This window comes from Pseudorhodoferax soli (assembly GCF_003337555.1).
GTDB classification, from domain to species: domain Bacteria; phylum Pseudomonadota; class Gammaproteobacteria; order Burkholderiales; family Burkholderiaceae_C; genus Pseudorhodoferax; species Pseudorhodoferax soli.
Genome location: NZ_QPJK01000003.1, coordinates 446,809 through 472,575, shown reverse-complemented (window position 1 = coordinate 472,575; position 25,767 = coordinate 446,809). Strand labels below are relative to the sequence as shown.

The following is a 25,767-nucleotide window of genomic DNA, read 5'->3' as shown; positions in this document are numbered from 1 at the left end:
CCGCGCCTCTCAGGCAGCGGGCGCGCGGTGCGCGGCGATGTGCTCGGCCAGGCTGGCCAGCGAGGCGAAGATGCGCACGTTGTCTTCGTCGTCGGAGCGCAGCTGGAACCCGTAGCGCTGCGACACCACCAGGGCCACCTCGAGGATGTCGATGGAGTCCAGGCCCAGGCCCTCGCCGTAGATCGGAGCGGCCGGATCGATGGTCTCGGGCGCCATCTCGAGGTTCAGCGCCTCGACGAGGAGCGCCGCGACTTCGCGTTGCAGGTCGGTTTGTGTGGGGTTCATGCGGTCACGGATCGGTTGGCGGCACAGGGCTTGGCGCCGGCCCTGCGGCAACCCTGTGGCGGGCGGGAAGTATAGCCACCGGGGGGCGGGCGCCCAGCAGGTTCAGCAGCGGGCCGGTCAGCGCCGTGGTGGCCAGCGCCATCAGCAGCAGCATGGTGAAGAGGGTGGGCGTGATCAGGCCGGCATCCAGGACCATCTCGCCGACGACCATGGGCTGGCCCAGCGTACGCAGCGCCAGGGCGCACAGGCGCGCCGCGACGAGGACCACGGTGAGTTGCAACAGCAGCAGGAGAACCGTCATACGGAAAGGGGAGCCGGCGCTGCAGGCCTGGCCAAAGCGGCGACACACCATCTTATGATCCCGCTCCTTTGCCCAGCCCCCTTGCAGCGATGCCGTTGTCACCTTCTGTTTCCACTTCCGAGCCGACCGATGCCTGCGACGTGCTGGTGATCGGCGGCGGACCGGCCGGCTCCACCATCGCCACGCTGCTGGCCCGCCAGGGCCGCGACGTGCTGCTGGTCGACAAGGAGCAGCACCCGCGCTTTCACATCGGCGAGTCGCTGCTGCCGGCCAACGTGCAGCTGTTCGACCGGCTCGGCGTGCGCGAGCAGGTCGAGCGCATCGGCATGCCCAAGTACGGCATCGAGTTCGTCTCGCCCGAGCACGAGCACTGCAGCTATGTCGACTTCGCCGATGCCTTCAACAAGGACATGCCGTTCGCCTGGCAGGTGCGCCGCTCGGAGCTGGACGAGCTGCTGTTCCGCAACGCCGCCGCCTGCGGCGCGCGCACGCTGGAGCGCTGCCAGGTGCGCAGCGTGGCCTTCGACGCTGACGGCGCCACGGCGCAGGCCCAGCTGGCCGATGGCACGCAGCGGCGGTTCCGCGCGCGCTATGTGGTCGATGCCAGCGGCCGCGACACGCTGCTGGCCCACCAACTGGGCAGCAAGAAGAAGAACACCGCGCACAACAGCACCGCGCTGTTCGGCCACTTTCGCAACGTGCGCCGGCTCGAGGGCAAGCGCGAGGGCAACATCAGCATCTGCTGGTTCCCGCATGGCTGGTTCTGGTTCATCCCGCTGGCCGACGGCACGACCAGCGTGGGCGCGGTCTGCTGGGCCTACTACCTGAAGGCCCGGGGCGCCAAATCGCTGCAGCAGTACTTCCGCGAGACCATCGCGCTGGCCCCGGAGCTGGCCGACCGGCTCAAGGACGCGACGCTGGTCGACGATGCCGTGCACGCCACCGGCAACTTCTCGTACAGCAGCACGCACGCCACCGGCCCGCGCTACGTGTTGCTGGGCGATGCGTTCACCTTCATCGACCCGATGTTCTCTTCGGGTGTGTACCTGGCCATGCACAGCGCATTCGACGGTGCAGAGCTCGTCGCCAAGGCGCTGGACGCGCCGGCCGCGTACCCGGCCGCCTGCCAGGCCTTCGAGGCCATGATGCGCAAGGGCCCGCGCGAGTATTCGTGGTTTATCTACCGCGTGACCAACCCGACCATCCGCGAGATGTTCATGTACCCGGCCAACCCCTTCCGCGTGAAGGAGGCGCTGATGTCGCTGCTGGCCGGCGACATCTACGGCAAGACGCCGCTGTGGGGCCCGCTGCGCATGTTCAAGGCGATCTACTACATGATCTCGCTGAGCCATCCCGTGCGCACCTGGCGCGGCTGGCGCCGGCGTGGCGGCAACATCCAGGACCATGGCCTGCTGGCCGGCGAGACGATCCAGCAGGTGAAGTGAGCCGCATGCACCGTCACGCCGGTGCCACCAGGTCCCGGCGCTGTCCGACAGGGCTGTGCCGGCACCGCCGCTAGAGTGCGGCGCATGAAAACACCCCGCCTTTCCTCCTCCTGGCTGCGCCCGCCGGCATGGGCCTTGTGCGTGGCCCTGGCCGGTTGCGCCGCGAACGTCGAGCGCCCAGGCGGTGGCGGCGCCAGTGCCTTGCAGGTGCCGGCGCGCGCGCAGGGCGGCGTGACGCTGGTGGTGCGCGCGGCCAGCCCGGAGCTGGCCCGGTCCTCGGACTGGCAGGCCCTGCGCGGCGCCTGGCGCGACGCCATGGCCGAGGCTGCGAAGGCGGCGGGCAAGCAGTTCCAGTACCTGGAGAACGAGCCACAAAGCACGCCGGCCGGCAGCACGCTGGTGGTGGTGCAGGTGAAGGACTACCGCTACCTCAGCACGGGCGCGCGTTACGGCCTGGGCGCGATGACGGGCAACGCCTATGTGAACGCCGACGCCGCCTTCTACGTGGGCCCGGGCCGCACCGCCGCGGGGCAGCGCAGCTACAGCACCTCCAGCAGCGCCTGGCAAGGCATCTTCTCGGCCATGACGGACAAGCAGCTGGCCAGCATCTGCGCGGCCATGCTCAAGGACATCGACGGGGGCTGAGCTTCAGCGCATCGGCTCGGGGGCCGGCGTGGGCGGACCCACGCGCAGGAAATTGTGGATGCAGTGCACGCCCTCGACCTCTGCCGCGATGTTCAGTGCCAGCACGATGAGCTGCGGGCTGGAGACGCCACCGGACAGCGTGGCCACGCCATTGCTCACGCGCGCGTCGATCTGCTCGGACAGCAGCTTCTTGCGGAACTTGAGCTTGCTGGCCAGCTTCATGCCCAGGCCCTGGTCGCGGAAGAAGCCGCTGTCGCCGCTGCGGCAGCTGGCGCTGGTCTTGGCACGCGCGGCGGCCGACAGGGCGGTCTCGGACGGCTCGTCGGCCAAGGCTGGGGCGCAGGCCAGGCCGGCGCAGACAAGGACAGAACACGCGAACTTCATGCGGTGGGCCTCCTGGTGGGTCGGGCCGCAGTGATAGCACGGCGTGCGCACCTCGTCGGTCGGACGGCGCCGCATCGTGCCGATGCCGTTCACACCCCTCGCATGGGGAACAATGGCGCGATGGGTGCCGCCGACTTCCTTCTTTCCCCCGCCGTCCAACAGCTGCTGCAGCGCACGCTCGCCGACCCCGGCAAGCAGTTCGCCGCTGCCGACCTGGCCAAGGCGTGCAAGCTCGAGCTGCCCCAGGTGCAGGAGACATTGGCCCACCTGCTCGACAACGGCGTGCTGCTGCGCGGCGAGGCCAGGGAAGGGCAGCCCGAGACCGTGGGCATCAACCAGGGCTTCGTGTTCTACCCCGAGCTGCGCCGCATCGCGCTCAAGTCCTTTGCCGGCGCCGAGCCGCTGCGTGCAATGCTGCAGTCCAAATTCCGCGCTTCGGTGCAGCGGGCCTTCCTGCTGGGCGAGGACGCCGAGACCGGGGCGCTGAACCTGCTTCTGGTCTACGCCGAGCTCGCCCCGGAGCGCGAGGCGCTGGACCAGGCCTTGCGCAAGCTGTTGAAGTCGGGCGCGCTGCGCCAGCATGTGCAGGCCGACGTGGTTTCTGCACGGCGCTTCGAGGCGCTGAAGCGGGGCGACGCGCTGCACGCCAGGCTGGCGGCGGACGGCTGCATCGACATCTCGCCCACCGGGCCGAAGAAGTCCAAGGCGGCACCGGCGCCGCCCCTGGGCTTCCTGCAGCGGGCGCGCCAGCGCCTGGGCGGCTTGCGCAACTGAAAGCCGTCGTCTGTAGGACCAGCGGCCCGCGTGCAGGGGGTGGCCGCTGACAGCGCTGCGCCACCGCCGGCCCTACCGTGCAGCCATGCTCCTCGACACCCGCGCCACGATCACCGTTGAATGTCCCCATGCCTGCCCGGTCGTTGCGATGCTGCGTCCGCGCAGTGGCGCCGCGCAGTGGGTGGTGTCCGAGCACTACGGCATCGCCCCCTGGATCCGGCCGCGCGAATACGAGGATGCCTTCGGCAACCTGTGCCAGCGCTTCACCGTGCCGCCGGGCCGCACTGCGCTGGACGTGCAGTCGCAGGTGGAGGTCGATGCGGAGCTCGCTGTCGCGCCGGATGCCGCACCGACCCCGATCGACCTGCTGCCCGACGAGGTGCTGGTCTACCTCCTGCAAAGCCGCTATTGCCCGTCCGACAAGCTCGAGGCGCAGGCGCGCGAAATTGTCGCGGGGGCAGCCCCGGGCTACGCCCAGGTGGAGACTATCCGGCGCTGGATCCACGAGAACCACGAATACCGCTACGGCGTGAGCCAGGAGAGCACGGATGCGCTGGACACCATGCAGGCCAAGGCCGGCGTGTGCCGCGACTTCGCCCACATCGGCGCGGCACTGTGCCGCAGCCTGCGCATTCCGGCCCGCATCGTCGTAGGCTACCTTTACCAGCTGGACCCGATGGACCTGCACGCCTGGTTCGAGGCCTACGTGGGCGGGCGCTGGTACTGCTTCGACGCCACCCAGACGGCGCCACGCGGCGGCCGCGTGGTGATGGCCTACGGGCGCGACGCGGCCGACGTGGCCTTCCTGTCGAACTACGCGGACATGTCGGTGGTGGACATGCAGGTCAGCGTGGCGCTGGCCGACGAGAAGCGCACGCACGTGCCGTGAAACCCTTTGGCAGCACGGATTCACACACACAACCGCAGAAGCGGTTACACTCGCCCGCCTGCCGTGTATTTGCTCTCCACCACGGCAGACATCGTCTGACATGCACGCGCCTCTACCGGGGCGCCTGCCACGCTCCATGACCGGGCCCCACCCGGTACCCCGCGGTCGTCGAAATCTCCGCGGCGAGCATCACCGCTCCGGCCCTTTGGCTGGATCTCACACGCGTTGCGGCCAGGCTGGCCGAAACGCTGTTCATGTCCGATTTTTCAAGCAAAACCCTCACGCTCGGCAGATACCTCATCTCGCCACTGATCCGCAGCACCGACTGCGGCGACTACAGCGCCTCCGTCTCGATCAAGAGCGGCCGCGGAAGCGCCACCCACGACCGCGTGTTGCGCCTGGTCGGCCGTTTCCGCACTGCCGAAGGCGCCCAGTCCCACGCACTGGCCAAAGCCATCGAATACATTCGCCCACGCTTCGGTGCCGCGGGTGTTCTTTTTCCACATACCCAAGGAGCCGAATGAGCAAGGAAGAACTGATCGAGATGCGCGGCAAGGTGGACGAAGTCCTGCCTGACTCGCGTTTTCGCGTGACCCTGGAGAATGGCCACTCGCTGGTGGCTTACACCGGCGGCAAAATGCGCAAGCACCGCATCCGGATTCTCGCTGGCGACAACGTCTCGCTCGAACTTTCCCCCTACGACCTCACAAAGGGCCGGATCACCTTCCGGCATCTGGAACCCCGCGCTGGCGGCGCCCCGGCCCGTCCGCAATACCGACGCTAATCTTCACACTAGGAATCTCTCCATGAGCACCCGTATCTACGTTGGCAACCTTGCCTACAGCATCACCTCCGACTCCCTGCGCGAGAACTTCTCCGCCTACGGCGAAGTCAAGTCCGCCCAAGTCATGCAAGACCGCGACAGCGGCCGCTCCAAGGGCTTCGGCTTTGTCGAAATGGGCTCTGCCGCAGAAGCCCAGGCCGCCATCACCGGCCTGAACGGCGCCATGGCCGACGGCCGTGCCCTGACCGTCAACGAAGCCCGCCCCCGTGAAGAAGGCGGCGGTGGCCGCGGCTTCGGCGGTGGCGGCGGTGGCGGTGGCCGTGGCGGCTACGGCGGCGGCGGCGGCGGCGGCGGCTACGGCGGTGGCCGCAGCAACTACTGATCGCCCAGGCGCCTGCGCCTGCGCATCGACAGAACCGCCTTCGGGCGGTTTTTTCGTTTGTGGGGCGCCGAAGCTTGTCCCACTTTGCCGTGGGCAAGGCTGTGGACAAGGGCAGGGGAATCTCCGCAAAGCCAAGCCTGGCGCGGCCTGCGACGCGGTGCCTGCGAAACAGGCAGCGCTCAGTCGAGCGTGATGTTGCCGGCCTTGATCAGCGCGGCCCATTGCGCTTCCTCGCGCGCGAGGAAGGCGTTGATTTCTTCCTGCGGTTGCGGCTTGCGCACGATGTTGCCCTGTGCCTCCATGGCCTGGCGCAGCGCCGGGTCGAGCAGAGCCTGGTCCACCGCCGCCTTGAGCCGCGCGGCTGCGGCCGGCGGCGTGCCCTCGCGCACGATCACGCCGAACCACAGGGCGGCGTCGAAGCCGGGCAGCGTCTCGCCCACCGTCGGCACGTCGGGCAGCAGCGGCATGCGCTCGCGGGTGGTCACCGCCAGTGCCTTGAGCTTGCCGGCCCTGACCTGCGGCAGGCTGGTGGCCGGCGCGTCGAACATCAGCTGCACCTGGCCGCCGATCAGGTCGGTCACCGCCGGCACGCTGCCTTTGTAGGCCACGTGGGTCATGGCCACGCCGGCCTTCTGCGCGAACAGTTCGCCCGCCAGGTGCAGCGAGCCGCCCACGCCGACCGAGGCGTAGTTGACCTTGTCAGGATTGGCCTGCACATAGCGCCTGAACTCGGCCACGTTGTTGGGGGGCAGGGCGGCCGGCACCACCATGAGCATGGGCGTGTCCACCACCACCGAGAGCATCCGCAGGTCGCGCCGCGGCTGGTAGGAGAGCTTCTTGATCAGCAACGGGTTCAGCACCATGGTGGAGCCCGCGCCCATCAGCAGGGTGTTGCCGTCGGCCGGCTCGCGCATCAGCGCGTCGACCGCGATGATGGTGTTGGCGCCCGGCTTGTTCTCCACGACCACGGGCTGGCCCAGTTGCGCGGCCATGCTGCCGGCCACCAGGCGGGCCAACTGGTCGGTCACGCCCCCGGGCGCGTAGGGCACGAGCAGCTTGAGGGGGCGGTCGCCCTGCGCGGCAGCGGGCAAGAGCGCCGAGGCCAGCGGCAGGGCAAGGGCGGCGGCGCACAGCGTGCGGCGCGCGCGCGGAAAGGAAATGGGCATGCGGTCTCCGGTGCGGCGCGCCGGACCTGCGGCGCGCATCGTTGAGGGGCGGGCGGTGTTCGCGCGTGGATTCTGGTGGGCGCGCCCGGCCGGGCGGTGTCGCCTGTGCAACTTGCATAAGGTTCTAACGATTGGTTCGTTCCCTTCTCGCAAGGGCTTGCACACAATCCGCCCGTTCTTTGCGACGGCCTGCCTGGCCGCCGTCTCTTGCAGGAGTTGTTCCCATGGCCCATGCCGTGACCTTTTCATCCGACCAGACCGCCGCGCCAACCGACTGGGCCACGCGGGTGCTGGACGTGACCGCCCGTGCCTGGCGGCTGGCGCCGCGCTCGGCCCAGGCCCTGGCCCGCCGCGCACCCCACGGCTACGTGCCGCGCCGTGCGCGCCTGCGTGCCGCAGCCTTGGTTGCGCTGCGGCCGGCCATGCCCAGCTTGCTGGCGCATTCCTGGTGAGCGCGGGCATGGACATCCAGGCCATCAACCGCGTGCAGCTGCCCTTTCCGCCAGCGCTGGCCAGCGCAGTCACGCATTTCTATGGCGAGTTGCTGGGCCTGACGCTGATGCCGCAGCCGCCCGGCCCGGTGTTGCGCTTCGCCGCGCGTGGGCAGCGCGTGGACCTGGTCGCCACCGAGCAGTCTGCCGCCGCTGCGCCGGGGCTCACGCCACTGTCCTTCGAGGTGCAGGGCCTGCCGCAGCTGCGCAAGCGCCTGCTCGACGCCGCGTTCCCGCTGGAGGAGAACCAGCCACTGCCCGGCTACCTGCGCTTTTTCGTGCACGATCCGGCCGGCAACCGGCTTGAATTCGTCGAGCCGGATGTGAACTGACCATCCCAAGGAGACACATGTCCAAAGACTGGAAATTCGAGACCCTGTCGGTGCACGCCGGCTATTCGCCGGACCCGACCACGCGCGCCGTGGTGCCGCCGATCTACCAGACGGCCGCCTATGCCTTCGACAGCGCGCAGCACGGCGCCGACCTGTTCGACCTCAAGGTGCCGGGCAACATCTACACGCGCATCATGAACCCGACGCAGGACGTGCTCGAGCAGCGCGTGGCGGCGCTGGAGGGTGGCATCGCAGCGCTGGCATTGGCCTCGGGCCAGGCGGCCGTCACCTACGCGATCCAGACCATCGCCGAGGCCGGCGACAACATCATCAGCAGCACCGCGCTCTACGGCGGCACCTACAACCTGTTCGCGCACACGTTGCCGCTGTCGGGCATCACCACCCGCTTTGCCGACCACCGCGACCCTGCCAGCTTCGACAAGCTGTTCGACGAGCGGACCAAGGCCGTGTTCGTCGAATCGCTGGGCAACCCGGCGGGCAACGTGACCGACATCGCCACCATCGCCGCCATCGCGCACCGCCACGGCGTGCCGCTGATCGTGGACAACACCGTGCCTTCGCCCTACCTGAGCCGGCCCATCGAGCACGGCGCCGACATCGTCGTGCACTCGCTGACCAAGTACCTGGGCGGCCACGGCAACAGCATCGGCGGGGCCATCGTCGATTCCGGCAAGTTCCCGTGGGCCCAGCACAAGGAGCGCTTCAAGCGCCTGAACGAGCCCGACGTCAGCTACCACGGCGTGGTCTACACCGAGGCCCTGGGCCCGGCCGCCTACATTGGTCGCGCGCGCGTGGTGCCGCTGCGCAACACGGGCGCGGCGATCTCGCCGTTCAACGCCTTCCTGATCCTGCAGGGCATCGAGACGCTGGCCCTGCGCATGGACCGCATCACGGCGAACACGCTGGCCATCGCCCAATACCTGCAAGGGCATGCCAAGGTCGGCTGGGTCAACTACGCAGGCCTGGAGGACCACCCCGAGCATGGGCTGGCCCGCAAGTACCTGCGCGGCACGGGCTCGGGCATCCTGACCTTCGGCGTCAAGGGCAACGGCGGCGGCCGCGAGGCGGGTGCGCGTTTCCTGGATGCCCTGGGCCTGTTCACCCGCCTCGTCAACATCGGCGACGTGCGCTCGCTGGCCACGCACCCGGCGTCCACCACGCACCGCCAACTCTCGCCCGAGGAACTGGCCAAGACCGGGGTGACCGAGGAAACGGTGCGCCTGTCGGTCGGCATCGAGCACATCGACGATCTCCGGGCCGACCTGGAGCAGGCGCTGGCAGCCGTCTGATTGCACAGGGCGCGGCAACGGGCCGCACGCGGCCCCCGGCAGGGGGCTGCGTGCGGCCTTTTGCTTGGGCGCGCGCTTATGCATTGGGGTTCTTTGAAAACCAGAAAACAGTCGTTTGCCGTGCAGTGCATGCGCCCTACATTCGTTTTCACCCCATTCCCAACGCCCCGTTTCCCAGGAGTTTCCAATGCCGTCCGATCTCGCTGAAATCGTTTTGCCCGCCGCCCTGGAGCATGCCCGCGCGCAGGCCGCCGAACAGGGGCTGTCCTATGCAGGCGGCGTGACGCCGCAGCAGGCCTGGGCGCTGCTGCAGGAGGGCGCCGCACAGCTGGTCGACGTGCGCTCGGCCGAGGAGCTCAAGTTCGTCGGCCAAGTGCCCGGCAGCCAGCACGTGGCCTGGGCGACAGGCACGGCCCTCACGCGCAACCCGCGCTTCGTGCGCGAGCTCGAGGCCAAGCTGGCCAAGGCCGGTGGCAAGGATGCCGTGGTGCTGCTGCTGTGCCGCAGCGGCAAGCGCTCGGTGCTGGCGGCCGAGGCCGCGGCCAGGGCCGGTTTCACCAACGTCTACAACGTGCTCGAAGGCTTCGAGGGCGAGATCGACGCCCAGGGCCAGCGCGGCCATGGCGATGGCTGGCGCTTCCACGGCCTGCCCTGGCAGCAGGACTGAGCGGCGCCTGCCCCCGACCCGCCAACACCAACAAGGAAAAGAATTGGCCCAGTTCGAAGTTGCAGACATCGTGCGCGCGTTGCATGGCGTGCGCGACGAATGGCGTGCCGCGCAGAAGCGCTCGCGCGAGCCCGGTGGTCGCGAGTTCCCCTCGCGCGATGCGCTGGCGCGCACCGTCGAAGGCCTCAAGGGCGTGCTGTTCCCGATGCGGCTGGGTCCACCGGACCTGCGCGTGGAGAGCGAGGACTACTACGTCGCCCATGAGCTCGACACCGCACTGCACGCCTTGCTGCAGCAGGCCCGGCTCGAACTGAACTACGCGCACCGCCACGCGCCGCTGGCGGCCGAGCAGATCGACCGGCGCGCCCACGAGGCCGTGACCGCCTTCGCTGCGAGCCTGCCCGCCACGCGGCGCCTGCTCGACAGCGACGTGCTGGCCGCCTTCCATGGCGACCCGGCCGCCGGCAGCGTCGACGAGGTGCTGCTGTGCTACCCAGGCGTGCTGTCCATCATCCACCACCGGCTGGCGCACACGCTGTACGGCCTGGGCCTGCCGCTCTTGGCGCGCATCATCGCCGAGCTGGCCCATGCGCAGACCGGCATCGACCTGCACCCGGGCGCCAGCATCGGCGCGGGCTTCTTCATCGACCACGGCACCGGCGTCGTGATCGGCGAGACGGCTGTGATCGGCCAGCGCGTGCGCATCTACCAGGCCGTGACGCTGGGCGCCAAGCGCTTCCCGACCGATGGCGACGGCAAGCTCAGCAAGGGCCTGCCACGCCATCCGCTGGTCGAGGACGACGTGGTCATCTATGCCGGCGCCACGATCCTGGGCCGCGTGACCATCGGCGCCGGCGCCGTCATCGGCGGCAACGTCTGGATCACCGACGACGTGCCGCGTGGCGCCAGCGTGACCCAGGCCAGCCTGCAGAACGCGCCGCTGCCGCGCTGAGGCCCTGCGCCATGAGCACCCTGGTCGAGCATTTCGGCATCGCCGTGCGCCAGTTGCGCGAGCAGCGCGGTTGGTCGCAGGAGCACCTGGCCGCGCTGTCGGACCTGAACCGCAGCTATGTGGGCGAGATCGAGCGCGGCCGCGTGATCGTCTCCATCGTCACCGTGCAGAAGCTGGCGGTGGCGCTGCAGCTGGCGCCGGCCTCGCTGCTGGCGCGCGGCGAACACGTGGCTTCCGTGCGGCGTGCACACCACGACGCCTTGGCGGCTATAGGCGGTTGAGGCCGCCGCAGGTGCGCCAGACACTGGCCGCCGTTCTGTTGTGCACACCCTGGAGTTCGAATGACTGCAACCGTAGGCGGCACCACCGCCCTGGGCGATGGCGCCGCGCGCCAACTCGCCAATGCCACCAAGACCGTTCCGCAGCTGGCGACGATCTCGCCACGCTGGCTCACGCACCTGCTGCAATGGGTGCCGGTCGAGGCGGGCATCTACCGCCTGAACAAGGTCAAGAACCCCGAGGCGATCAAGGTCACCTGCACCGCCCGCGGGAGCGAGAACCAGCTGCCGCGCACCTGGGTCGACTACGAGGAGCACCCGCGCGAGTACTTCCTCAATGCCGTCAGCACCGTGCTGGACGTGCACACCCGCATCTCCGACCTCTACAGCAGCCCGCACGACCAGATCAAGGAGCAGCTGCGCCTGACGATCGAGACGATCAAGGAGAACCAGGAGAGCGAGCTCATCAACAACCCGGACTACGGCCTGCTGGCCCAGGTCACGGACGAGCAGCGCATCTTCCCGCTCACCGGCGCCCCCACGCCCGACGACCTGGACGAACTGCTGACCAAGGTCTGGAAGGAACCCGCCTTCGTCCTGGCCCACCCGCTGACGATCGCCGCCTTTGGCCGCGAGGCCACGCGCCGCGGCACGCCGCCGCCCACGGTCAGCCTGTTCGGATCGCAGTTCATCACCTGGCGCGGTGTGCCGCTGATCCCGTCCGACAAGGTGCCCGTGGCGGATGGCAAGAGCAAGATCATCCTGCTGCGCGTGGGCGACAAGCGCCAGGGCGTGGTGGGCTTGTTCCAGCCCGGGCTGCCGGGCGAGCAGGGCCCGGGCCTGTCGGTGCGCTTCATGGGGATCAACAACCACGCCATCGCGTCCTACCTGATCTCGCAGTACTGCTCGCTGGCGGTGCTGACGCCCGATGCGCTGGCCGTGCTGGACGACGTGGAGATCAACCGCTACCACGACTATTCGGTCCTGGACACGTACAAGTAAGAGCGCCGGCCCATGACCATTGCATCTCTGCCCGCAGGGCCGGAGGCGCCGATCGACCCCGCGGTGCTCGCGCGCATGGCCAACGCCCTGTTCGCGGCCCTGCCGGGCACGCCACCGTCGTCGGTGCCTGCCCTGGGCTCGGCGGGCTCGCCTGCGGGTGTGCAGGCGCCCGTGAACATCGCGCCACCCGGCTCACCGCTGGTCAGCCCGGCGGGCTTCGGCCCGTCGGTGCCCGGCACGCCGATTCCGCAGGGCATCGCGCCAGGCGCGAACCTGCTGCCGGCTTCGCCCACGCCGCTGGCATCGTTGGCGCACCGCGCGCCCGCGCTGCTGCCGCACGCGCAGGCCGGCAATGGCGTGCCCGACACCGTCGTCAGCGCGCTGCCGGCCTACGAGCCGCGCCTGGGCGGTGCCGTGCTGGGTGTGCCCGAGGCCTCGGGCGCGAGCGCCCATCAGGCCGCGACGCACCCGGCCACGGGCGCTGCGCCGTTCTACTTCCTGAGCCCGGGCTACGGCGCGCCTTCGGCCGGCGGCGTGGGCACGGATGCCAGGCCTTCGGCCGACGCGCTGGACGGCCTGGCCCATGCACCGTTCGCTGCGCCCACCGCGCCGCGTGCCACGGCGCCGGTGGCAGGCACCGCCACGCCACAGGCCGCGCCGGCCACCGAGCCGAAGTTCTACTTCGTCGATGCCGTCGTCCTGCCCAGCGGCCACGTGACGCCAGCCAAGCCCCATCCCCATGGGGCGCAGGCTGCGGTGCCGCAGGCCGGTGCGGGCCGCCACCCGGCCTTCGACGTCAACGCCGTGCGGCGCGACTTCCCCATCCTGCAGGAGCGTGTCAACGGCCGGCAGCTGGTGTGGTTCGACAACGCGGCGACGACGCACAAGCCGCAATCGGTGATCGACCGCATCGCGCACTTCTACGCGCACGAGAACTCGAACATCCACCGGGCCGCGCATGCACTGGCGGCCCGCGCCACCGATGGGTACGAAGGCGCACGCCAGCGCGTGAAGACCTTCATCAATGCGCCCGACGTGAACGAGGTCATCTTCGTGCGCGGCACCACCGAGGCCATCAACCTGGTGGCCAAGAGCTGGGGCGGCCAGCACGTGGGCGAGGGCGACGAAATCATCGTCTCCCACCTGGAGCACCACGCCAACATCGTGCCGTGGCAGCAGCTGGCGTCCGCCAAGGGCGCCAAGCTGCGCGTGATCCCGGTCGACGACTCCGGCCAGGTGCTGCTGGACGAATACAAGAAGCTGCTCAACGACCGCACGAAGATCGTCGCCGTGACCCAGGTCTCCAATGCGCTTGGCACCGTGGTGCCGGTCAAGGACATCGTGGCGCTGGCCCACCGCGCCGGCGCCAAGGCGCTGGTGGACGGTGCGCAGTCGGTCTCGCACATGCGCGTGGACGTGCAGGACATCGGCGCCGACTTCTTCGTGTTCTCCGGCCACAAGGTGTTCGGCCCCACCGGCATCGGCGTGGTCTGGGGCAAGCGCGAAGTGCTCGAAGACATGCCGCCCTGGCAAGGCGGCGGCAACATGATTGCCGACGTGACCTTCGAGAAGACCGTGTTCCAGCCGATCCCGAACAAGTTCGAGGCCGGCACCGGCAACATCGCCGACGCGGTGGGCCTGGGCGCGGCGATCGACTACGTGAACAGGGTCGGCATCGAGAACATCGCGCGCTACGAGCACGAGTTGCTGGTCTACGGCATGGCACAGTTGCGGACCATTCCCGGTGTGCGACTGATCGGCACGGCCGACGACAAGGCCAGCGTGATGTCGTTCGTGCTCGAGGGCTACACGACCGAAGAGGTCGGCCGGGCCCTCAACGACGAGGGCATCGCGGTGCGCACGGGCCACCACTGCGCCCAGCCCATCCTGCGCCGCTTCGGCGTGGAGACCACGGTGCGGCCCTCGCTGGCCTTCTACAACACCTTCGGCGAGATCGACCAGCTGTTGGCGGTAGTGCGGCGGCTGGCCTCGCAACGCCGCGCGGGCTGAGCCGGCGCGCGGCGGGAAGCGGGCGCCCGGCAGCGCCCGGCTCCCCGCATCAGCCGCGGCGGCGGCGGGCCGTGCCTGCCAGGCCGGCGATCCCGGCCAGCATCAGCGCCCAGGTGCCCGGCTCGGGGACCTCGGCGGCGCTGCTGACGCGGAAATCCGAGATGTCCAGCGTGGAGACGAGGTCGGTGGAGTTCACGTCCAGGATGCCGAAGGCCAGCGCGTGCTCTCCCGCGCCGAAGGTGTGGCTGAACCGTCCGTTGACGGCCGTGAGGGCCACGTCGGCCAGGGACTCGAACAGGCTGCCATCGATCACGACGAAAGCGCGGTCGAGGTAGTCCGCATCGAACAGGGCGGTGCCCAGCGTCCAGGCAAAGCTGATGGTCGTGGCCTCCGGCGCGCTGAAGCTGAACTGCAGGCCTGATCCCTCGATGGTGTCCGCTGGCAGCAGCCCGGGGGCCAGCGCCAGGGCCGGCTCCAGTTCGTAGAAGAGCAGGGCGCCCGACGCGCCCGCAGGCTGCTCGCCGGATTCGACGGCGGCCGTCGTGATGCGGGCCGAGGTGGCCGAGCCCACGCTGACGTCGCCGGCCGATGTCCACTGCGCCAGATCGGCGAAAACGGGCGCGGCCGATGCGCTGGCGGCCCAGAGGCCGCCGACCAGCGCGGCGAGGAGGAGTTGCTTGTGCATGGTGGTGTTCCTGGGCGGGTTCATTGCACGCCGAGATCGCGGCTGGGCGAGAGGCTGGCGGGGTTCACATTGCGCAGCGTGGCCAGCGTGCGGGCGGCGACGGGGCCGGCGCTGCCGTCGATGTCGATCTGCAGCAGCGTGTCCGCACCGGAGGCCACCAGCTTGACCACGCCCGCGCCGTAGGCGTTGCCGCCGGCACCGATCGAGGCCAGCAGTGCGCCGAGGTCGATGCGGTCCTTGCCCGGCACGAAGTCGGTGATGGCGTCGCCCAGGTCGCGCATCGACTGGTACACGAACACGTTGTTGCCGCCACCGCCGGTCAGCGCGTCCGGGCCGGGGCCGCCGATCAGCACGTCGTTGCCCGCCGTGCCGACCAGCACGTCGCGCCCGGCCGTGCCGGTGAAGGTCTTCGCATAGTTCAGGCCGACCACCACCGGATCGTGGTCCGAGGAGCGGTACGGCGAGACCTGGTACGGATCGGCCGGGCAGCTGGCGCCGTTGCACGCCTGCGGCGCCTTGAACTCCAGGTTGTAGTCGGCCAGCGCCGTCTCGTCGGCATTGATGTGCCAGTGCACCGCGCGGTTCACGCGGGCAGACAGCGTGCCGCTGGCGAGCGCGTGGTCGAGCCGGCCGGCCGCGCCATCGAACACATACGAGTAGCCCGAGGCGTCGAAGCGGCCGATCTGGTCGACGAAGCCGCTGCCCGTCAGGTGGGCGATCGGATCTTCCTGGGCGTAGGCGTTGAAGTCGCCCACCAGCAGCGCGTCGTTGCTGCCCGAGGCCGTCTGGCGCTGTGCCACGAACATGCCCAGCCGGCGGGCCTGCTGCACGCGCTGCGCATTCCAGCAGCCCTGGCCGTCGCCGGTGTCGGTGTTGCCCGCGGCATCGGCGTCGCCCGCGGCCGGGCAGCTGCCCTTGGACTTCAGGTGGTTGACGAACAGCGTGAAGCGCTCGCCGCTGGCCAGTCCGAAGGTCTGCGCCAGCGTGGGCCGGTTGTTGACCGGGTCGGCATCGCTGACGGCTGGGCCGACCGCCGTGAGCTTGGCGGGCTTGTAGATCACCGCGACGCGGATGGCGTCGGTGCCCGTGCCTTCGGCCGGCACGGACGTGGTGCGGTAGGTGTTCGCACCCATGCGTGCGTTCAGCGCATCGACGAGGTTCTGCGTGGCCACGTTGCCGTTGTTCTGGATCTCCATGAGGCCCAGCGCGTCGGCGTCGATCGCGGCCATGGCCTCGACGATCTTGGCGCGCTGGCGCAGGAATTCCTCCAGGTTGCTTGCGCCGCGGCAGTTCGCCGCGCTGACGGCGCTGCCCAGTGCGCAGCCTTGGCCGGTCTGGCCGCTGGCCGTGGCGCCGTTGGTGAAGGTGGTGAAGTAGTTCAGCACGTTGAAGCTGGCGACCTTGATGCTGCCGCCCACGTCCTGCGGTGCCGCCGTGCGCGGGTTGGCGGTGCTGAAGCTCGGCGCCGTGGTCGGATGGATCTTGTAGTCGCCGAACCCGGTGTTGCTGTTGGTCGCCAGGCCGTAGTCGATCACGCCGGTGATGGCGCCGGCGAGGTCGCCCGCGCGCGGCAGCGCGTCGTTGCCGAGGTAGGGGGTCGGGTTCGGGTTCTGCAGGCTGCTGCCGTCGTCCAGGATGATGCGGCGCCGCGCGTTCTCGTCGGCCAGCGCCTGGGCCTGCGGGCCCGGGCGGAAGCGGTTGGTCGGTGTCTCGATGCGGCCGCCCACCGCCAGCGTCAGCTGGCCGTAGCGGCCCTGGAAGAAGTTCTGCTGCACCGTGAACGGGCCGCTCAGCGTGACCAGCATGCCCTCGTAGCGCTCCAGCTCGCCGTCCACGCTCTCGGGCAGGTTCACGGCGGTCGGCGCGATCGCGAGGCCGCTGTTGAGGAAGCTCACGGCGTTCACGCCGCCCAGCTGGGTCACGGTGTGGGCCAGCGTGTCGGCGTTGCTGGCGGCGCCGGTGTTGAACTCGGCGACGGTGGCCGTCACCTCGACCAGGTTGCCGACTGCGGCAGACGGGAAGGCGGCCTGGCCCGTGAAGACGAAGATGCCGTCCGAGGTCAGCGGGTTGTTGTCGCCCGTCTGGTCCTGCATGAAGAAGCCGTTGTTCATGGTCTTGGTCACGACACCGCGGGTGCGCACGAGCCGGCCGACCAGCGGGCTCTTCGCGCCGTCGCCCTGGACCGCGTAGATCGCCGCGGCGAGCGGCTGCGCCGGGCCCGGGTCGCCGCTGCACACCGCGGCGGCCGTGGCGCTGTTGCGCGGCGCGGGCGCGGCAATGGTGAAGTCGCTGGCGTTGTTGCCGGTGTCGGCGCAGCCGCCGGCATTGCGCAGGGCCGCGGTGGCGTTCGACAGGGCCTGCGTCGGGCTGCCTTCGGTCGGCGTCGCGCTGCCGAAGCTCATGATGTCCACCAGCGCGCCGCCGGTGGGTGCGCTGCCGGACAGCGGGCCGGCGTTGGCGACCAGCGCGACCTTGCCGTTGCTGCCCGACATCGCGATCGTGCCGGCCAGGTCGGCGGCCACGTCGACCGTGCCGCCGTTGCCTTCGGCCTGGCGCACCAGCAGGTAGCGGCCGGGCTGCAGCACCGTGCCGGCCGGAATCGGCGTGAGCAGCCAAGCGGCGCCGGCGGCCGATGCGTATTGCACCGACCAACCGCCGATGTCGACGGGCGCGCTGCCGTTGTTGAAGATTTCGATGAAGTCGTTCTTCAGCGTCGCGCCGGAATTGCCGCCGCCGCCGTAGACCTGGCTGATCACGACCGCGTGGGCCGGCGCCGTGGTTGCCGCCAGCGCCGCCAGGCCGAGCGGAAGTGCGAGTGTGAGCGCGGCGGGCAGCCGGCGCAGGGGCGAGCACTTGGGCATGTGCATGTGTTCCCGTGGTACCGAGTGGAGGGCTGGCCGCGGGCGACCAGGCTGGCGGGATGCTAGGAACGCTGCGTGAAGAACGGATGACATGCGCATGCGGCGCCGCGGTGCAGCGCGGCCTGTTGCCGGTCTTCAGCGGGAGCAGGCCGCCTTGATGCTGCGGTTCATGCGGATCTCCATCACCACCGACTGGCCCTGGCGCGCGACCGCGATCGGGTTCATGTCGATGGTGTCGGCGTCCGGATCGGCGCGGTCGCCGACGATGGTGAACCAGGGCACCTCCGCCCGGGCAGAAGCGGCCAGGCAGGCCAGCACCAGCACGAGACGCTTCATGCAGGTCCGTCGTGGCGCAGCGCGCTGGCTGCAGAGGGCTCCGGCGTGAGCCAGCGGCCCAGCAGTTCGAGCAGGTCGTCGGGCGCCACCGGCTTCGTGAGGTGGGCGTCGAAGCCGGCCGCCGCCGTCTTCTCGCGGTCGCGCCGGGTGCCCCAGCCGGTCAGCGCCACGATGCGCGCCTGGGCGAGGCCGAGATCCTGGCGCATCCGCGCCGCCACCTCGTAGCCGTCCATCTGCGGCAGCCCCAGGTCGAGCAGCACGATGTCCGGCCGCCACTGCGCCGCGGTTTGCAGCGCACTGGGACCGTCGGGCGCGCCCCGCACGGCATGGCCCTCCGTTTCGATGAGTTCCACCAGGGCAGCCAGTCCGTCGACGTTGTCTTCGACCACCAGGACGCGCCCCTTGGGCTGCGCGTTGCCGCGGGCCCCTTCTGCCGCCGCGGCAGCCTGTGGCGCTGCAGTCAGCGGCAGTTCGATCCAGAAGGTGCTGCCCTGGTGGAGCCCGGCACTGCGCACGCCGACGGCACCGCCGTGCATGTCCACCAGGCGCTTGACGAGCGACAGGCCGATGCCCAGGCCGCCATGGGCCTTCTTGCCGGTGTGCGGCAACTGCGTGAACATCTCGAAGACGCGGTCGTGGTCCGCCGGGTCGATGCCCAGGCCGTTGTCCGCCAGCGCGATGTGCGCCTTGTCGTCCGCCAGGCTCACCGACAGGCGGATCTCGCCCTGGTCCGGCGTGTACTTGGCGGCGTTCGTCAGCAGGTTGGTCACGGCCTGCACCACGCGCGCCGGGTCTGCGTCGATCCAGGCGGGCGCGTCCGCAATCTGCACGGAGAGCCGGTGCCGGGCGCGCTCCATGGCCGGCGTGACGGCTTCCAGCGCCTGGGCCACGAGCGGCCCGAGCGCGACGACCTCGCGCTTGAGCTCGACCAGGCCGCGGTTGATGCGCGAGACATCCAGCAGGTCGTCGATCAGCCGCACCAGGTGCCTGGCCTGCCGCTCGATGACGGCGCGCGAGCGCGCCTGGTCCTCGGCGGCCTGTGTGCGCTGGAGCAGGGCGAGGGAGAACAGCATCGGGGCAATGGGGTTGCGCAGCTCGTGCGCCAGCGTGGCCAGGAACTCGTCCTTGCGGCGGTCCTGGTCGCGCAGGGCCGCGGCGTCGCGCACGCGCTCGATGTGCACCCAGCAGCGGTCGACCACGTCCGTGATGATGCGCAGGTCGTCCTCGGTCCAGCGGCGCGGATGCGCCTGGTGAACGGCCATCATCGCCACCAGCCGTCCGGCCTTCACCAGGCCGGCGCAGACGATGGCCTTGATGCCGATGGCGTTGAACATGCGGCCGCCGCCCTCGTCGCCCAGCTCGGCATCGACATCGTGCACGACGAGGTGCCTGCCGTTGCGCAGGTTGGAGGTGGCCTGCGGCCCGAAGAGGTCGAGCGTGTAGGCGCCCGCACTGGAGGGCACCCCAGGGCGCGACCAGTCGCTGCGGATGGTGAACCGGTTGTTGTCGGGCTCCACGTCGGCGTAGGCGCAGCGCGTCGCACCGAGGTTTTGGCCGAGGAGCCGGGTGGTCACCTGCATCACCTCGCCGGGATCGGTCAGCATCCGGGTGGCGCGCTCGATGCTGTCCAGCACATGCAGCCGCTGCTGGGCGATGCGCTGCAGGGCTTCGGCCTCCTTGCGCAGGGTGATGTCGATCGCCGTGCCGATCGCCCGCCTGCAAACGCCGGCCTCGTCGAACAGGCCGCGGCCCTTGGCGGCCACCCAGCGCACCCGCCCGTCTTCCTTGCCGACGGTGCGGTACTCCACGTCGTAGATGGCGCGCAGGCCTGGGTCCTGCGCCTCGGCGAAGGCCTGGACGACCGCCGGGCGGTCATCGGGGTGCACGCCGGCGACGAAGTCGTCCAGAGTCGCAGCCGCATGCGCGGAGATGCCGAACATGGCCTTGACCCGCGCCGGCCAGTAGAGGGTGCCGGTGACCACGTCCACATCCCACAGGCCGACTTCGGCCGCCTCGACGGCGAGCCGTAGCTGCTCCTCCCTGTCTTCGAGCGACATGTCGCTGTGCGCGTCACCGGCGCTGGGTGCATTCATGGATTGCGTCTCTCGGGCGTCTTGGTCTGTACCGCGCTGGTTGGCGGGTGCGGGATTATGGGTCGCCTCCTGCGGTGTCGACGCCCCAGCAGGGCGCCGTCTTGTGGACTGCCATGGTCGCTCCTGTTCCAACAGAGATGGGGTTGCGTCGGCGGACGGGCCCGCGCCGCACCGCTGCCTTGCGCACCGCGGGCCGGCCAGCGCCGCCCGGTCGCAGGCAGTCTCTACGGCGCGCAGCGGGCGGGTCTGTAGGACGGCAGGGAACAAGCGCGAGCGCCGAGGGCCACAGCGCAGGCCCCGGCACGCATGCGCGCCGCCGGGGCGCAGCGCCGCTCAGGCCGCCGCAGGGGAGGGCGCGCTGCCGCCGCGCGGCCGCCGGCGCGCCGGCCTGGCGGCCTGCGCGCCGTTGGTGAGCGGGTCTTCCTGCAGCACCAGCCGCGACACGGCCCAGCCGCCCTTGTGGTGCTTGCGCAGCATCTCGCGCAACAGCGGGCCGGCGCGGTCGCGCAGCGCAGCCAGCATGTCTCCATGCTCCTGCACGGCCTGGCGCCAGCGGCCGGCCTGCTGGTTGCCGGCGTAGCGGTAGCGCCGGATGCGTGCGCACTCGGCCGCATAGATGCGCGAGAGCACCGGGTTGCGCGCGGCGTCCACCATGCACTGGTGGATGGCCTGGTTGATCTCGAAGTAGGACATCAGGTCGCCCGCCGCATGCGCCGCCACCATGCGCGCGTGCAGCGCGTCGATGGCTTGCAGCTCGGCATCGGTGACGTGCTCGCAGGCCGGCTCGGCCGCCATGGTCTCCAGCCCAATAAGCACCTCGATGGCGGCCTCCACCTCGGCCAGCGACAGGGCCGTGATGACGGCGCCGCGGTTGGGCTCCAGCGTGAGCAGCCCCTCGGCCGCCAGGATCTTGAAGGCCTCGCGCAGCGGCGTGCGCGAGACGCCTTCCAGCTGCTCGGCAATCACCCGCTCGGACAGGCGCTGCCCTGGCGTCAGCGCGCCCGAGACGATCAGCGTGCGCAGCCGCGCCGCCGCCTGCTCGGTGCGCATGCCATCGCGGCCCGCGGCCTTGCGCGGGGCCGCCACGGGGGTGTCCTGTTCTTTGTCCACATCCATCTTGTACCTCCAAGTACATGCACTTTGATGTCTAGAATCTCAAAACCTAGGGTTTTCCCTCGGCTTCGATGTGCAAAGTGCATGCAAACTTGCGCCATTCTTCTTTCCGGCGCGACCGAAACCCTGTTCTGCGCGCCAACTGCATTCACATGGACCATCTTCACCGATACGCCGGCGTCACCCAGCCCATCGAGGTGTGCGTCGTCGGCAGCGGCGGCTTCGGCCGCAGTTTCCTGGCCCAGTCGACGCGCGTGCGCACCGTCAACACCCGCGTGGCCGTCGACCTGACGCCGGCCATCGCGGCCGACGCCTTCGCCGCCATCGGCGTCGCAGCGGACCGGGTCGCGCAGTGTCACACGCCGGCAGAGGCCGCCGCGGCCTGGGAGCAGGGGCTGTGCATCGCAGCCGGCGACGTGGCCACCGTGCTCGGCCTGCCGCTGCAGGTGATGGTGGAGGCCACCGGCCATCCCGAAGCCGGCGCGCGCCATGCACGCCTGGCGATCGAGGCCGGCCTGCACGTGGCGCTGGCTTCCAAGGAGGTGGACAGCGTGGTCGGCCCCGAGCTGTCGCGCCTGGCGCGCGCCAAGGGCCGGGTGGTCACGCCCGTGGACGGCGACCAGCCTTCGCTGCTGATCGGCTTGGTGACCTGGGCGCAGGCCCTGGGATTCACGGTGCTGTCGGCCGGCAAGTCCAGCGAGTACGACTTCGTCTTCGACGCCGCCACCGAGACCATGCACAGCAACGGCGCGTCGATCGCCGTGCCGGGCTTCGGCGCGCACTTCGGGCTGGGAGAGGGCGCCGTGGGCGCGCGCGTCCAGGCCCGTGCCGAGATCTGCGCCGCGTTGCCGCAGCGCGCCGTGCCCGACCTCTGCGAGCTGCAGGTGGTGGCCAACAGCACCGGCCTGATGGCCGACGTGTCGCCGCTGCACGCGCCGATCGCGCGGCCGGCCGAGGTGCCCGACCTGTTCGCCAGCCAGGCCGAGGGCGGGCTGTTCGCACGCGAAGGCGCCATCGACGTGTTCCACTGCCTGCGCCGGCCCGACGAACTGAGCTTCGCCGGCGGCGTGTTCGTGGTGATCCGCTGCGACGACGCACCGACCTGGGAGCTGCTGCTGGGCAAGGGCCATGTGCTGAGCCGCGACCAGCGCCGTGCCATGGTCTACATCCCGCGCCACCTGCTGGGCCTGGAGGCCATGACCAGCGTGCTCGACGCCGCCGTCCTGGGCGTCTCCAGCGGCGCGCAGTCGCCCGAGCCGCGGCTGGACCTGGTCGCGCGCAGCACGCGCGCGCTGCCGGCCGGCACCGTCTTGGCCATGGGCGGCCACCACCACACCATCGACGGCATGGCGGCCGAGCTGGTGCCGGCCGCGCCGCTGGCCGCCGGCACGCCGGCGCCGTTCTACCTGGTCGGCAACCACCGCCTGGTGCGCGACATCGCGGCCGGCCAGCTGGTCTGCTTCGACGACATCGCCATCGATCCGCGTTCCGAACTGCTGCGCCTGCGACAGCAGCAGGACGCCGCCTTCTTCCCCGCCCGCTGACCCATCACCAGGAGACACAAGCATGCGCACTGCATTCCACACCCTCGCCGTGGCCGCCGCCGTTGCCGGCGCCTTCGCCGCACCGGCCCTGGCCGCCGACTGGAAGCCGACCCGCCCGGTCGAGTTCGTCGTCACCGCCGGCCCCGGCGGCGGCACCGACCAGTTCGCCCGCGTGGTGCAGGCCACGGTGCAGAAGCACAAGCTCATGCCGGTGCCCATCATCGTGACCAACAAGGGCGGCGGCGCCGGTTCGGAGGCCATGGTCTACCTGCAGTCCTCCCAGGGCGACGCGAACAAGCTGGTGTTCTCCACCAACCTCGCCTACCTGATGCCGATGATCACCAAGGTCGGCTACAAGATCGAGACCATGGCGCCCGTGGCCATCATGGCGGCCGACGAATTCCTGCTGTGGTCCAACGCCGAGAGCCCGTACAAGGACGCCAAGGGCTTCATCGACGCCGCCCGCGCCAAGGCCGGCGCCATCAAGATGGGCGGTGCCCAGTCCAAGGACACCGACCACATCCTCACGCGCCAGATCGAGATGGCCACCGGCGTGCAGATGACCTACGTGCCGTTCAAGTCCGGCGGCGAGGTCGCCGCCCAGCTGTCGGGCGGGCATGTGGACGCGAACCTGAACAACCCGTCGGAGAACGTCTCGCACTGGCGCGCCGGCAAGGTGCAGCCGCTGTGCGTGTTCACCAAGGAGCGCCTCAAGATCGCCGGCAAGGTGCATGGCGACAAGGGCTTCGCCGACGTGCCGACCTGCAAGGAGTCGGGCATCGCCATCGACACCTTCAACATGCCGCGCACGGTGTGGGCCGCCGGCGGCCTCACGCCCGAGCAGGTCAAGTACTACGAGAACGTGATGGCCCAGGTGCGCGAGAAGCCCGAGTTCAAGGAATGGCTGGCCCGCGGCCTGCAGACCGAGATGTTCCTGACCGGCGCCAAGCTGAAGGACTACATCGCCGCCGACGCCGCCAAGAACAAAGCCCAGTTCGCCAAGGACGACTGGCTGGTCAAGGACTGAACATGCCCGTCTCGATCCGCCGCCAGGCCATGGAAGTGACCATGGCCGGGCTTCTGGCCGCCTTCTCGGCGGTCGTCATCTACGGCAGCCTGCAGCTCGCATCGGGCTGGGGCGACACCGGCCCGCAGGCCGGCTACTTCCCGCTGCGCCTGGCCGTGCTGCTGCTGGCGGTGAGCCTGGCGCTGCTGGTGCAGGCCGTGCGCCAGCCGGTGCAAGGCACCTTCGCCGACGGCACGCAGCTGCGCCGCGTGTTCTCGCTGTTCGGGCCCACCGTGGTGCTGGCCGTGGCCGCGCCGTTCCTCGGCTTCTACCTCGCTTCGGCGCTGTTCCTCCTGTACATGTGCCGCGTGCACGGCGGCTTCGGCTGGGGCCGTTCGCTGCTGATCGGCTTCGGCGCCGCCATCGTGCTGTACGCCGTGTTCGAGCTGTGGTTCGGCGTGCCGCTGGCCCGCGGACCGCTGGAAGACTGGCTCGACACCCTGCGCACCGCCGCCTGATTCATCTGCCATGCTGGACCAACTCCACTACCTCGCGACCGGCTTCGAGACCGCGCTGACGCTGCACCATGTGCTGCTGATGGCCGGCGGCGTGCTGCTCGGCATCCTGGTCGGCGTGCTGCCGGGCCTGGGCGCACCCAACGGCGTCACGCTGCTGCTGCCGCTGACCTTCACCATGGACCCGGTGTCCGCCATCATCCTGCTCTCGTCCATGTACTGGGGCGCGCTGTTCGGCGGATCGACCACCTCCATCCTGTTCAACATCCCGGGCGAACCCTCGTCGGTGGCCACCACCTTCGACGGCTATCCGATGGCGCGCAACGGCAAGGCGCCCGAGGCCCTGGCCACGGCCTTCCTGTCGGCCGGTTTCGGCGCCATGGCCGGCGTGGTCGTGGTCACGCTGATCGCCAACGCCATCGCCGATTTCGCGCTCAAGTTCGGGCCGCCCGAGTTCTTCGCGGTGTACCTGCTGACCTTTTGCAGCTACCTGGTGTCGGGCGGCTCGCCGCTCAAGACGCTGGCCTCGCTGCTGGTCGGGCTGATCCTGGCCACCGTGGGCATGGACACCGTGTCGGGCGAGATCCGCCTGACCTACGGCTCGGACACCCTGGTCAGCGGCGTCTCGTTCCTGGCCGCCGTGGTGGGCCTGTTCGGCATCGGCGAACTGCTGGTGACGATCGAGGAGGGCCTGAAGTTCAACGGCCTGAAGGCCCGCATGAGCTGGGGCGTGGCGTGGGACGCCGCCAAGAAGATGCCCAGCCATGCCGTCACGCTGGTGCGTTCCACCGTCGTCGGCTGCTGGATGGGGATCACGCCGGGCGGGCCGACGGCGGCCTCGTTCATGTCGTACGGGCTGGCCAAGCGTTTCTCGAAGCGCCGTGCCAACTTCGGCAAGGGCGAGCCCGACGGCATCGTCGCGCCCGAGGCGGCCGACCACTCGGCCGGCGTCTCGGCCCTGCTGCCCATGCTGGCGCTGGGCGTGCCCGGCTCGGCCACCGCGGCGGTGATGATGGGCGGGCTCATGATCTGGGGCCTGCAGCCCGGGCCCATGCTGTTCATCGAGCGGCCCGAGTTCGTCTGGGGCCTCATCTCCTCGATGTACGTGGCCAACATCGTGGCCGTGGTGCTGGTGCTGGCCACCATCCCGTTGTTCTCGTCCATCCTGCGCGCGCCGTTCGCCGTGGTGGGGCCGCTGATCATCGTGGTCTGCCTGATCGGGGCTTACACCATCGGCGGCAAGATGTCGGACGTGTACATTGCGCTCGCGTTCGGCGTGCTGGGCTACGTGTTCAAGAAGCTCGACTACCCGATCGCACCGCTGATCCTGGCCATGGTGCTGGGCGACAAGACCGAGGATGCGTTCCGCCAGAGCATGCTGCTGTCCGACGGCGCCATGGGCGTGTTCTTCGCCAACGGCCTGGTCGGCACCATCACCACGGCCGCGCTGGCGCTGCTGGCCTGGGGCCTGGTGGGCCGCTTGTTCGCCAAGCGCGAACTGCCGGCCGCCGGCTGAA

The 25,767-nt window shown here is 70.1% G+C and carries 28 protein-coding genes; 19 read left to right on the top strand and 9 right to left on the bottom strand.

All coding sequences use genetic code 11. The features are described 5' to 3' along the window. Positions 1 to 9: 9 nt before the first annotated feature. Both DES41_RS13855 and DES41_RS13850 read right to left on the bottom strand, forming a co-directional pair. Complete coding sequence (locus tag DES41_RS13855) at positions 10 to 285, bottom strand: phosphopantetheine-binding protein (protein WP_114468223.1); 276 nt, start codon at positions 283 to 285, stop codon at positions 10 to 12. Positions 286 to 289: 4 nt separating this feature from the next. Beyond that, on the bottom strand, positions 290 to 586 hold the full coding sequence (locus tag DES41_RS13850) for a hypothetical protein (protein WP_114468222.1): 297 nt from the start codon (positions 584 to 586) through the stop codon (positions 290 to 292). Between the two features lie 89 nt (positions 587 to 675). On the opposite strand from DES41_RS13850, the gene DES41_RS13845 reads away from it, so the two are divergent. Together DES41_RS13845 and DES41_RS13840 are read left to right on the top strand one after the other, a co-directional pair. Next, entirely contained in the window at positions 676 to 2,031 is a 1,356-nt protein-coding gene (locus DES41_RS13845; protein ID WP_114468221.1) for an NAD(P)/FAD-dependent oxidoreductase, read from the top strand. Positions 2,032 to 2,115: 84 nt separating this feature from the next. Continuing rightward, positions 2,116 to 2,676: a hypothetical protein gene (locus DES41_RS13840; RefSeq protein ID WP_147282853.1), complete on the top strand. Its 561-nt coding sequence runs from the start codon at positions 2,116 to 2,118 to the stop codon at positions 2,674 to 2,676. A gap of 3 nt (positions 2,677 to 2,679) precedes the next feature. On the opposite strand, the gene DES41_RS13835 is transcribed toward DES41_RS13840, so the two are convergent. Further along, entirely contained in the window at positions 2,680 to 3,060 is a 381-nt protein-coding gene (locus DES41_RS13835) for a BON domain-containing protein (RefSeq protein WP_147282852.1), read from the bottom strand. A gap of 120 nt (positions 3,061 to 3,180) precedes the next feature. Between DES41_RS13835 and DES41_RS13830 the strand changes: the two genes are divergently transcribed. The 5 genes from DES41_RS13830 to DES41_RS13810 all read left to right on the top strand — a co-directional run bounded on the left by DES41_RS13830 (position 3,181) and on the right by DES41_RS13810 (position 5,889). Beyond that, positions 3,181 to 3,834, top strand: a complete 654-nt coding sequence (locus DES41_RS13830) for a hypothetical protein (RefSeq protein WP_114468218.1) — start codon at positions 3,181 to 3,183, stop codon at positions 3,832 to 3,834. A gap of 85 nt (positions 3,835 to 3,919) precedes the next feature. Beyond that, complete coding sequence (locus tag DES41_RS13825) at positions 3,920 to 4,723, top strand: transglutaminase family protein (RefSeq protein WP_114468217.1); 804 nt, start codon at positions 3,920 to 3,922, stop codon at positions 4,721 to 4,723. 254 nt (positions 4,724 to 4,977) lie between these two features. Next, the gene (locus tag DES41_RS13820; RefSeq protein WP_211332974.1) at positions 4,978 to 5,247 is read left to right on the top strand and encodes a hypothetical protein; all 270 of its coding nucleotides are present in this window, start codon (positions 4,978 to 4,980) and stop codon (positions 5,245 to 5,247) included. Continuing rightward, entirely contained in the window at positions 5,244 to 5,507 is a 264-nt protein-coding gene (gene infA, locus DES41_RS13815) for a translation initiation factor IF-1 (RefSeq protein ID WP_056666238.1), read from the top strand. Before DES41_RS13820 ends, infA begins: the two co-directional genes overlap by 4 nt. A gap of 22 nt (positions 5,508 to 5,529) precedes the next feature. Beyond that, positions 5,530 to 5,889, top strand: coding sequence for an RNA recognition motif domain-containing protein (locus DES41_RS13810; RefSeq protein WP_114468216.1), 360 nt, complete (start codon positions 5,530 to 5,532; stop codon positions 5,887 to 5,889). A 179-nt stretch (positions 5,890 to 6,068) separates the two neighbouring features. Here the strand turns inward: DES41_RS13810 and DES41_RS13805 are convergent, their stop codons facing one another. Continuing rightward, positions 6,069 to 7,055, bottom strand: coding sequence for a Bug family tripartite tricarboxylate transporter substrate binding protein (locus DES41_RS13805; protein ID WP_170168179.1), 987 nt, complete (start codon positions 7,053 to 7,055; stop codon positions 6,069 to 6,071). A 224-nt stretch (positions 7,056 to 7,279) separates the two neighbouring features. Between DES41_RS13805 and DES41_RS38405 the strand changes: the two genes are divergently transcribed. From DES41_RS38405 to DES41_RS13770, 8 genes are all read left to right on the top strand, one after another. Next, on the top strand, positions 7,280 to 7,507 hold the full coding sequence (locus tag DES41_RS38405; RefSeq protein ID WP_170168178.1) for a hypothetical protein: 228 nt from the start codon (positions 7,280 to 7,282) through the stop codon (positions 7,505 to 7,507). An 8-nt stretch (positions 7,508 to 7,515) separates the two neighbouring features. Further along, complete coding sequence (locus tag DES41_RS13800) at positions 7,516 to 7,878, top strand: VOC family protein (RefSeq protein ID WP_114468214.1); 363 nt, start codon at positions 7,516 to 7,518, stop codon at positions 7,876 to 7,878. Positions 7,879 to 7,895: 17 nt separating this feature from the next. Next, on the top strand, positions 7,896 to 9,188 hold the full coding sequence (locus DES41_RS13795; RefSeq protein ID WP_114468213.1) for an O-acetylhomoserine aminocarboxypropyltransferase/cysteine synthase family protein: 1,293 nt from the start codon (positions 7,896 to 7,898) through the stop codon (positions 9,186 to 9,188). 187 nt (positions 9,189 to 9,375) lie between these two features. Next, the gene (locus DES41_RS13790; protein WP_114468212.1) at positions 9,376 to 9,855 is read left to right on the top strand and encodes a rhodanese-like domain-containing protein; all 480 of its coding nucleotides are present in this window, start codon (positions 9,376 to 9,378) and stop codon (positions 9,853 to 9,855) included. A 43-nt stretch (positions 9,856 to 9,898) separates the two neighbouring features. Beyond that, positions 9,899 to 10,807 carry a serine O-acetyltransferase EpsC gene (epsC, locus tag DES41_RS13785; RefSeq protein WP_114468211.1) on the top strand — a complete coding sequence of 303 codons (909 nt, stop codon included), beginning with the start codon at positions 9,899 to 9,901 and terminating at the stop codon, positions 10,805 to 10,807. An 11-nt stretch (positions 10,808 to 10,818) separates the two neighbouring features. Further along, positions 10,819 to 11,088 (top strand): helix-turn-helix domain-containing protein, encoded by a 270-nt coding sequence (locus tag DES41_RS13780; RefSeq protein WP_114468210.1) that lies wholly within the window; start codon positions 10,819 to 10,821, stop codon positions 11,086 to 11,088. Between the two features lie 60 nt (positions 11,089 to 11,148). Next, positions 11,149 to 12,087, top strand: coding sequence for a family 2A encapsulin nanocompartment shell protein (locus DES41_RS13775; protein ID WP_114468209.1), 939 nt, complete (start codon positions 11,149 to 11,151; stop codon positions 12,085 to 12,087). A 12-nt stretch (positions 12,088 to 12,099) separates the two neighbouring features. Then, the gene (locus tag DES41_RS13770) at positions 12,100 to 14,097 is read left to right on the top strand and encodes a family 2A encapsulin nanocompartment cargo protein cysteine desulfurase (protein ID WP_114468208.1); all 1,998 of its coding nucleotides are present in this window, start codon (positions 12,100 to 12,102) and stop codon (positions 14,095 to 14,097) included. Positions 14,098 to 14,146: 49 nt separating this feature from the next. Here the strand turns inward: DES41_RS13770 and DES41_RS13765 are convergent, their stop codons facing one another. The 5 genes from DES41_RS13765 to DES41_RS13745 form a co-directional block, all read right to left on the bottom strand. Beyond that, positions 14,147 to 14,782, bottom strand: coding sequence for a PEP-CTERM sorting domain-containing protein (locus DES41_RS13765; protein ID WP_114468207.1), 636 nt, complete (start codon positions 14,780 to 14,782; stop codon positions 14,147 to 14,149). Between the two features lie 20 nt (positions 14,783 to 14,802). After that, a complete protein-coding gene (locus DES41_RS13760) occupies positions 14,803 to 17,649 on the bottom strand; it encodes an ExeM/NucH family extracellular endonuclease (protein WP_245965692.1) in 2,847 nt (948 codons plus the stop codon). Positions 17,650 to 17,778: 129 nt separating this feature from the next. Next, positions 17,779 to 17,979: a hypothetical protein gene (locus tag DES41_RS13755; protein WP_114468206.1), complete on the bottom strand. Its 201-nt coding sequence runs from the start codon at positions 17,977 to 17,979 to the stop codon at positions 17,779 to 17,781. After that, positions 17,976 to 20,072 carry a hybrid sensor histidine kinase/response regulator gene (locus DES41_RS13750; protein ID WP_114468205.1) on the bottom strand — a complete coding sequence of 699 codons (2,097 nt, stop codon included), beginning with the start codon at positions 20,070 to 20,072 and terminating at the stop codon, positions 17,976 to 17,978. Before DES41_RS13750 ends, DES41_RS13755 begins: the two co-directional genes overlap by 4 nt. A gap of 333 nt (positions 20,073 to 20,405) precedes the next feature. Next, positions 20,406 to 21,188, bottom strand: a complete 783-nt coding sequence (locus tag DES41_RS13745) for a GntR family transcriptional regulator (protein WP_211332973.1) — start codon at positions 21,186 to 21,188, stop codon at positions 20,406 to 20,408. Positions 21,189 to 21,337: 149 nt separating this feature from the next. On the opposite strand from DES41_RS13745, the gene DES41_RS13740 reads away from it, so the two are divergent. The 4 genes from DES41_RS13740 to DES41_RS13725 are packed head-to-tail and all read left to right on the top strand — an operon-like array spanning position 21,338 to position 25,766. After that, a complete protein-coding gene (locus tag DES41_RS13740) occupies positions 21,338 to 22,729 on the top strand; it encodes an NAD(P)H-dependent oxidoreductase (protein WP_114468204.1) in 1,392 nt (463 codons plus the stop codon). A gap of 22 nt (positions 22,730 to 22,751) precedes the next feature. Next, the gene (locus tag DES41_RS13735; protein WP_114468203.1) at positions 22,752 to 23,756 is read left to right on the top strand and encodes a tripartite tricarboxylate transporter substrate binding protein; all 1,005 of its coding nucleotides are present in this window, start codon (positions 22,752 to 22,754) and stop codon (positions 23,754 to 23,756) included. Positions 23,757 to 23,758: 2 nt separating this feature from the next. Next, entirely contained in the window at positions 23,759 to 24,253 is a 495-nt protein-coding gene (locus DES41_RS13730; protein WP_170168177.1) for a tripartite tricarboxylate transporter TctB family protein, read from the top strand. A gap of 13 nt (positions 24,254 to 24,266) precedes the next feature. Further along, positions 24,267 to 25,766 (top strand): tripartite tricarboxylate transporter permease, encoded by a 1,500-nt coding sequence (locus tag DES41_RS13725; protein ID WP_211332984.1) that lies wholly within the window; start codon positions 24,267 to 24,269, stop codon positions 25,764 to 25,766. The last annotated feature ends 1 nt before the right edge of the window (position 25,767 follow it).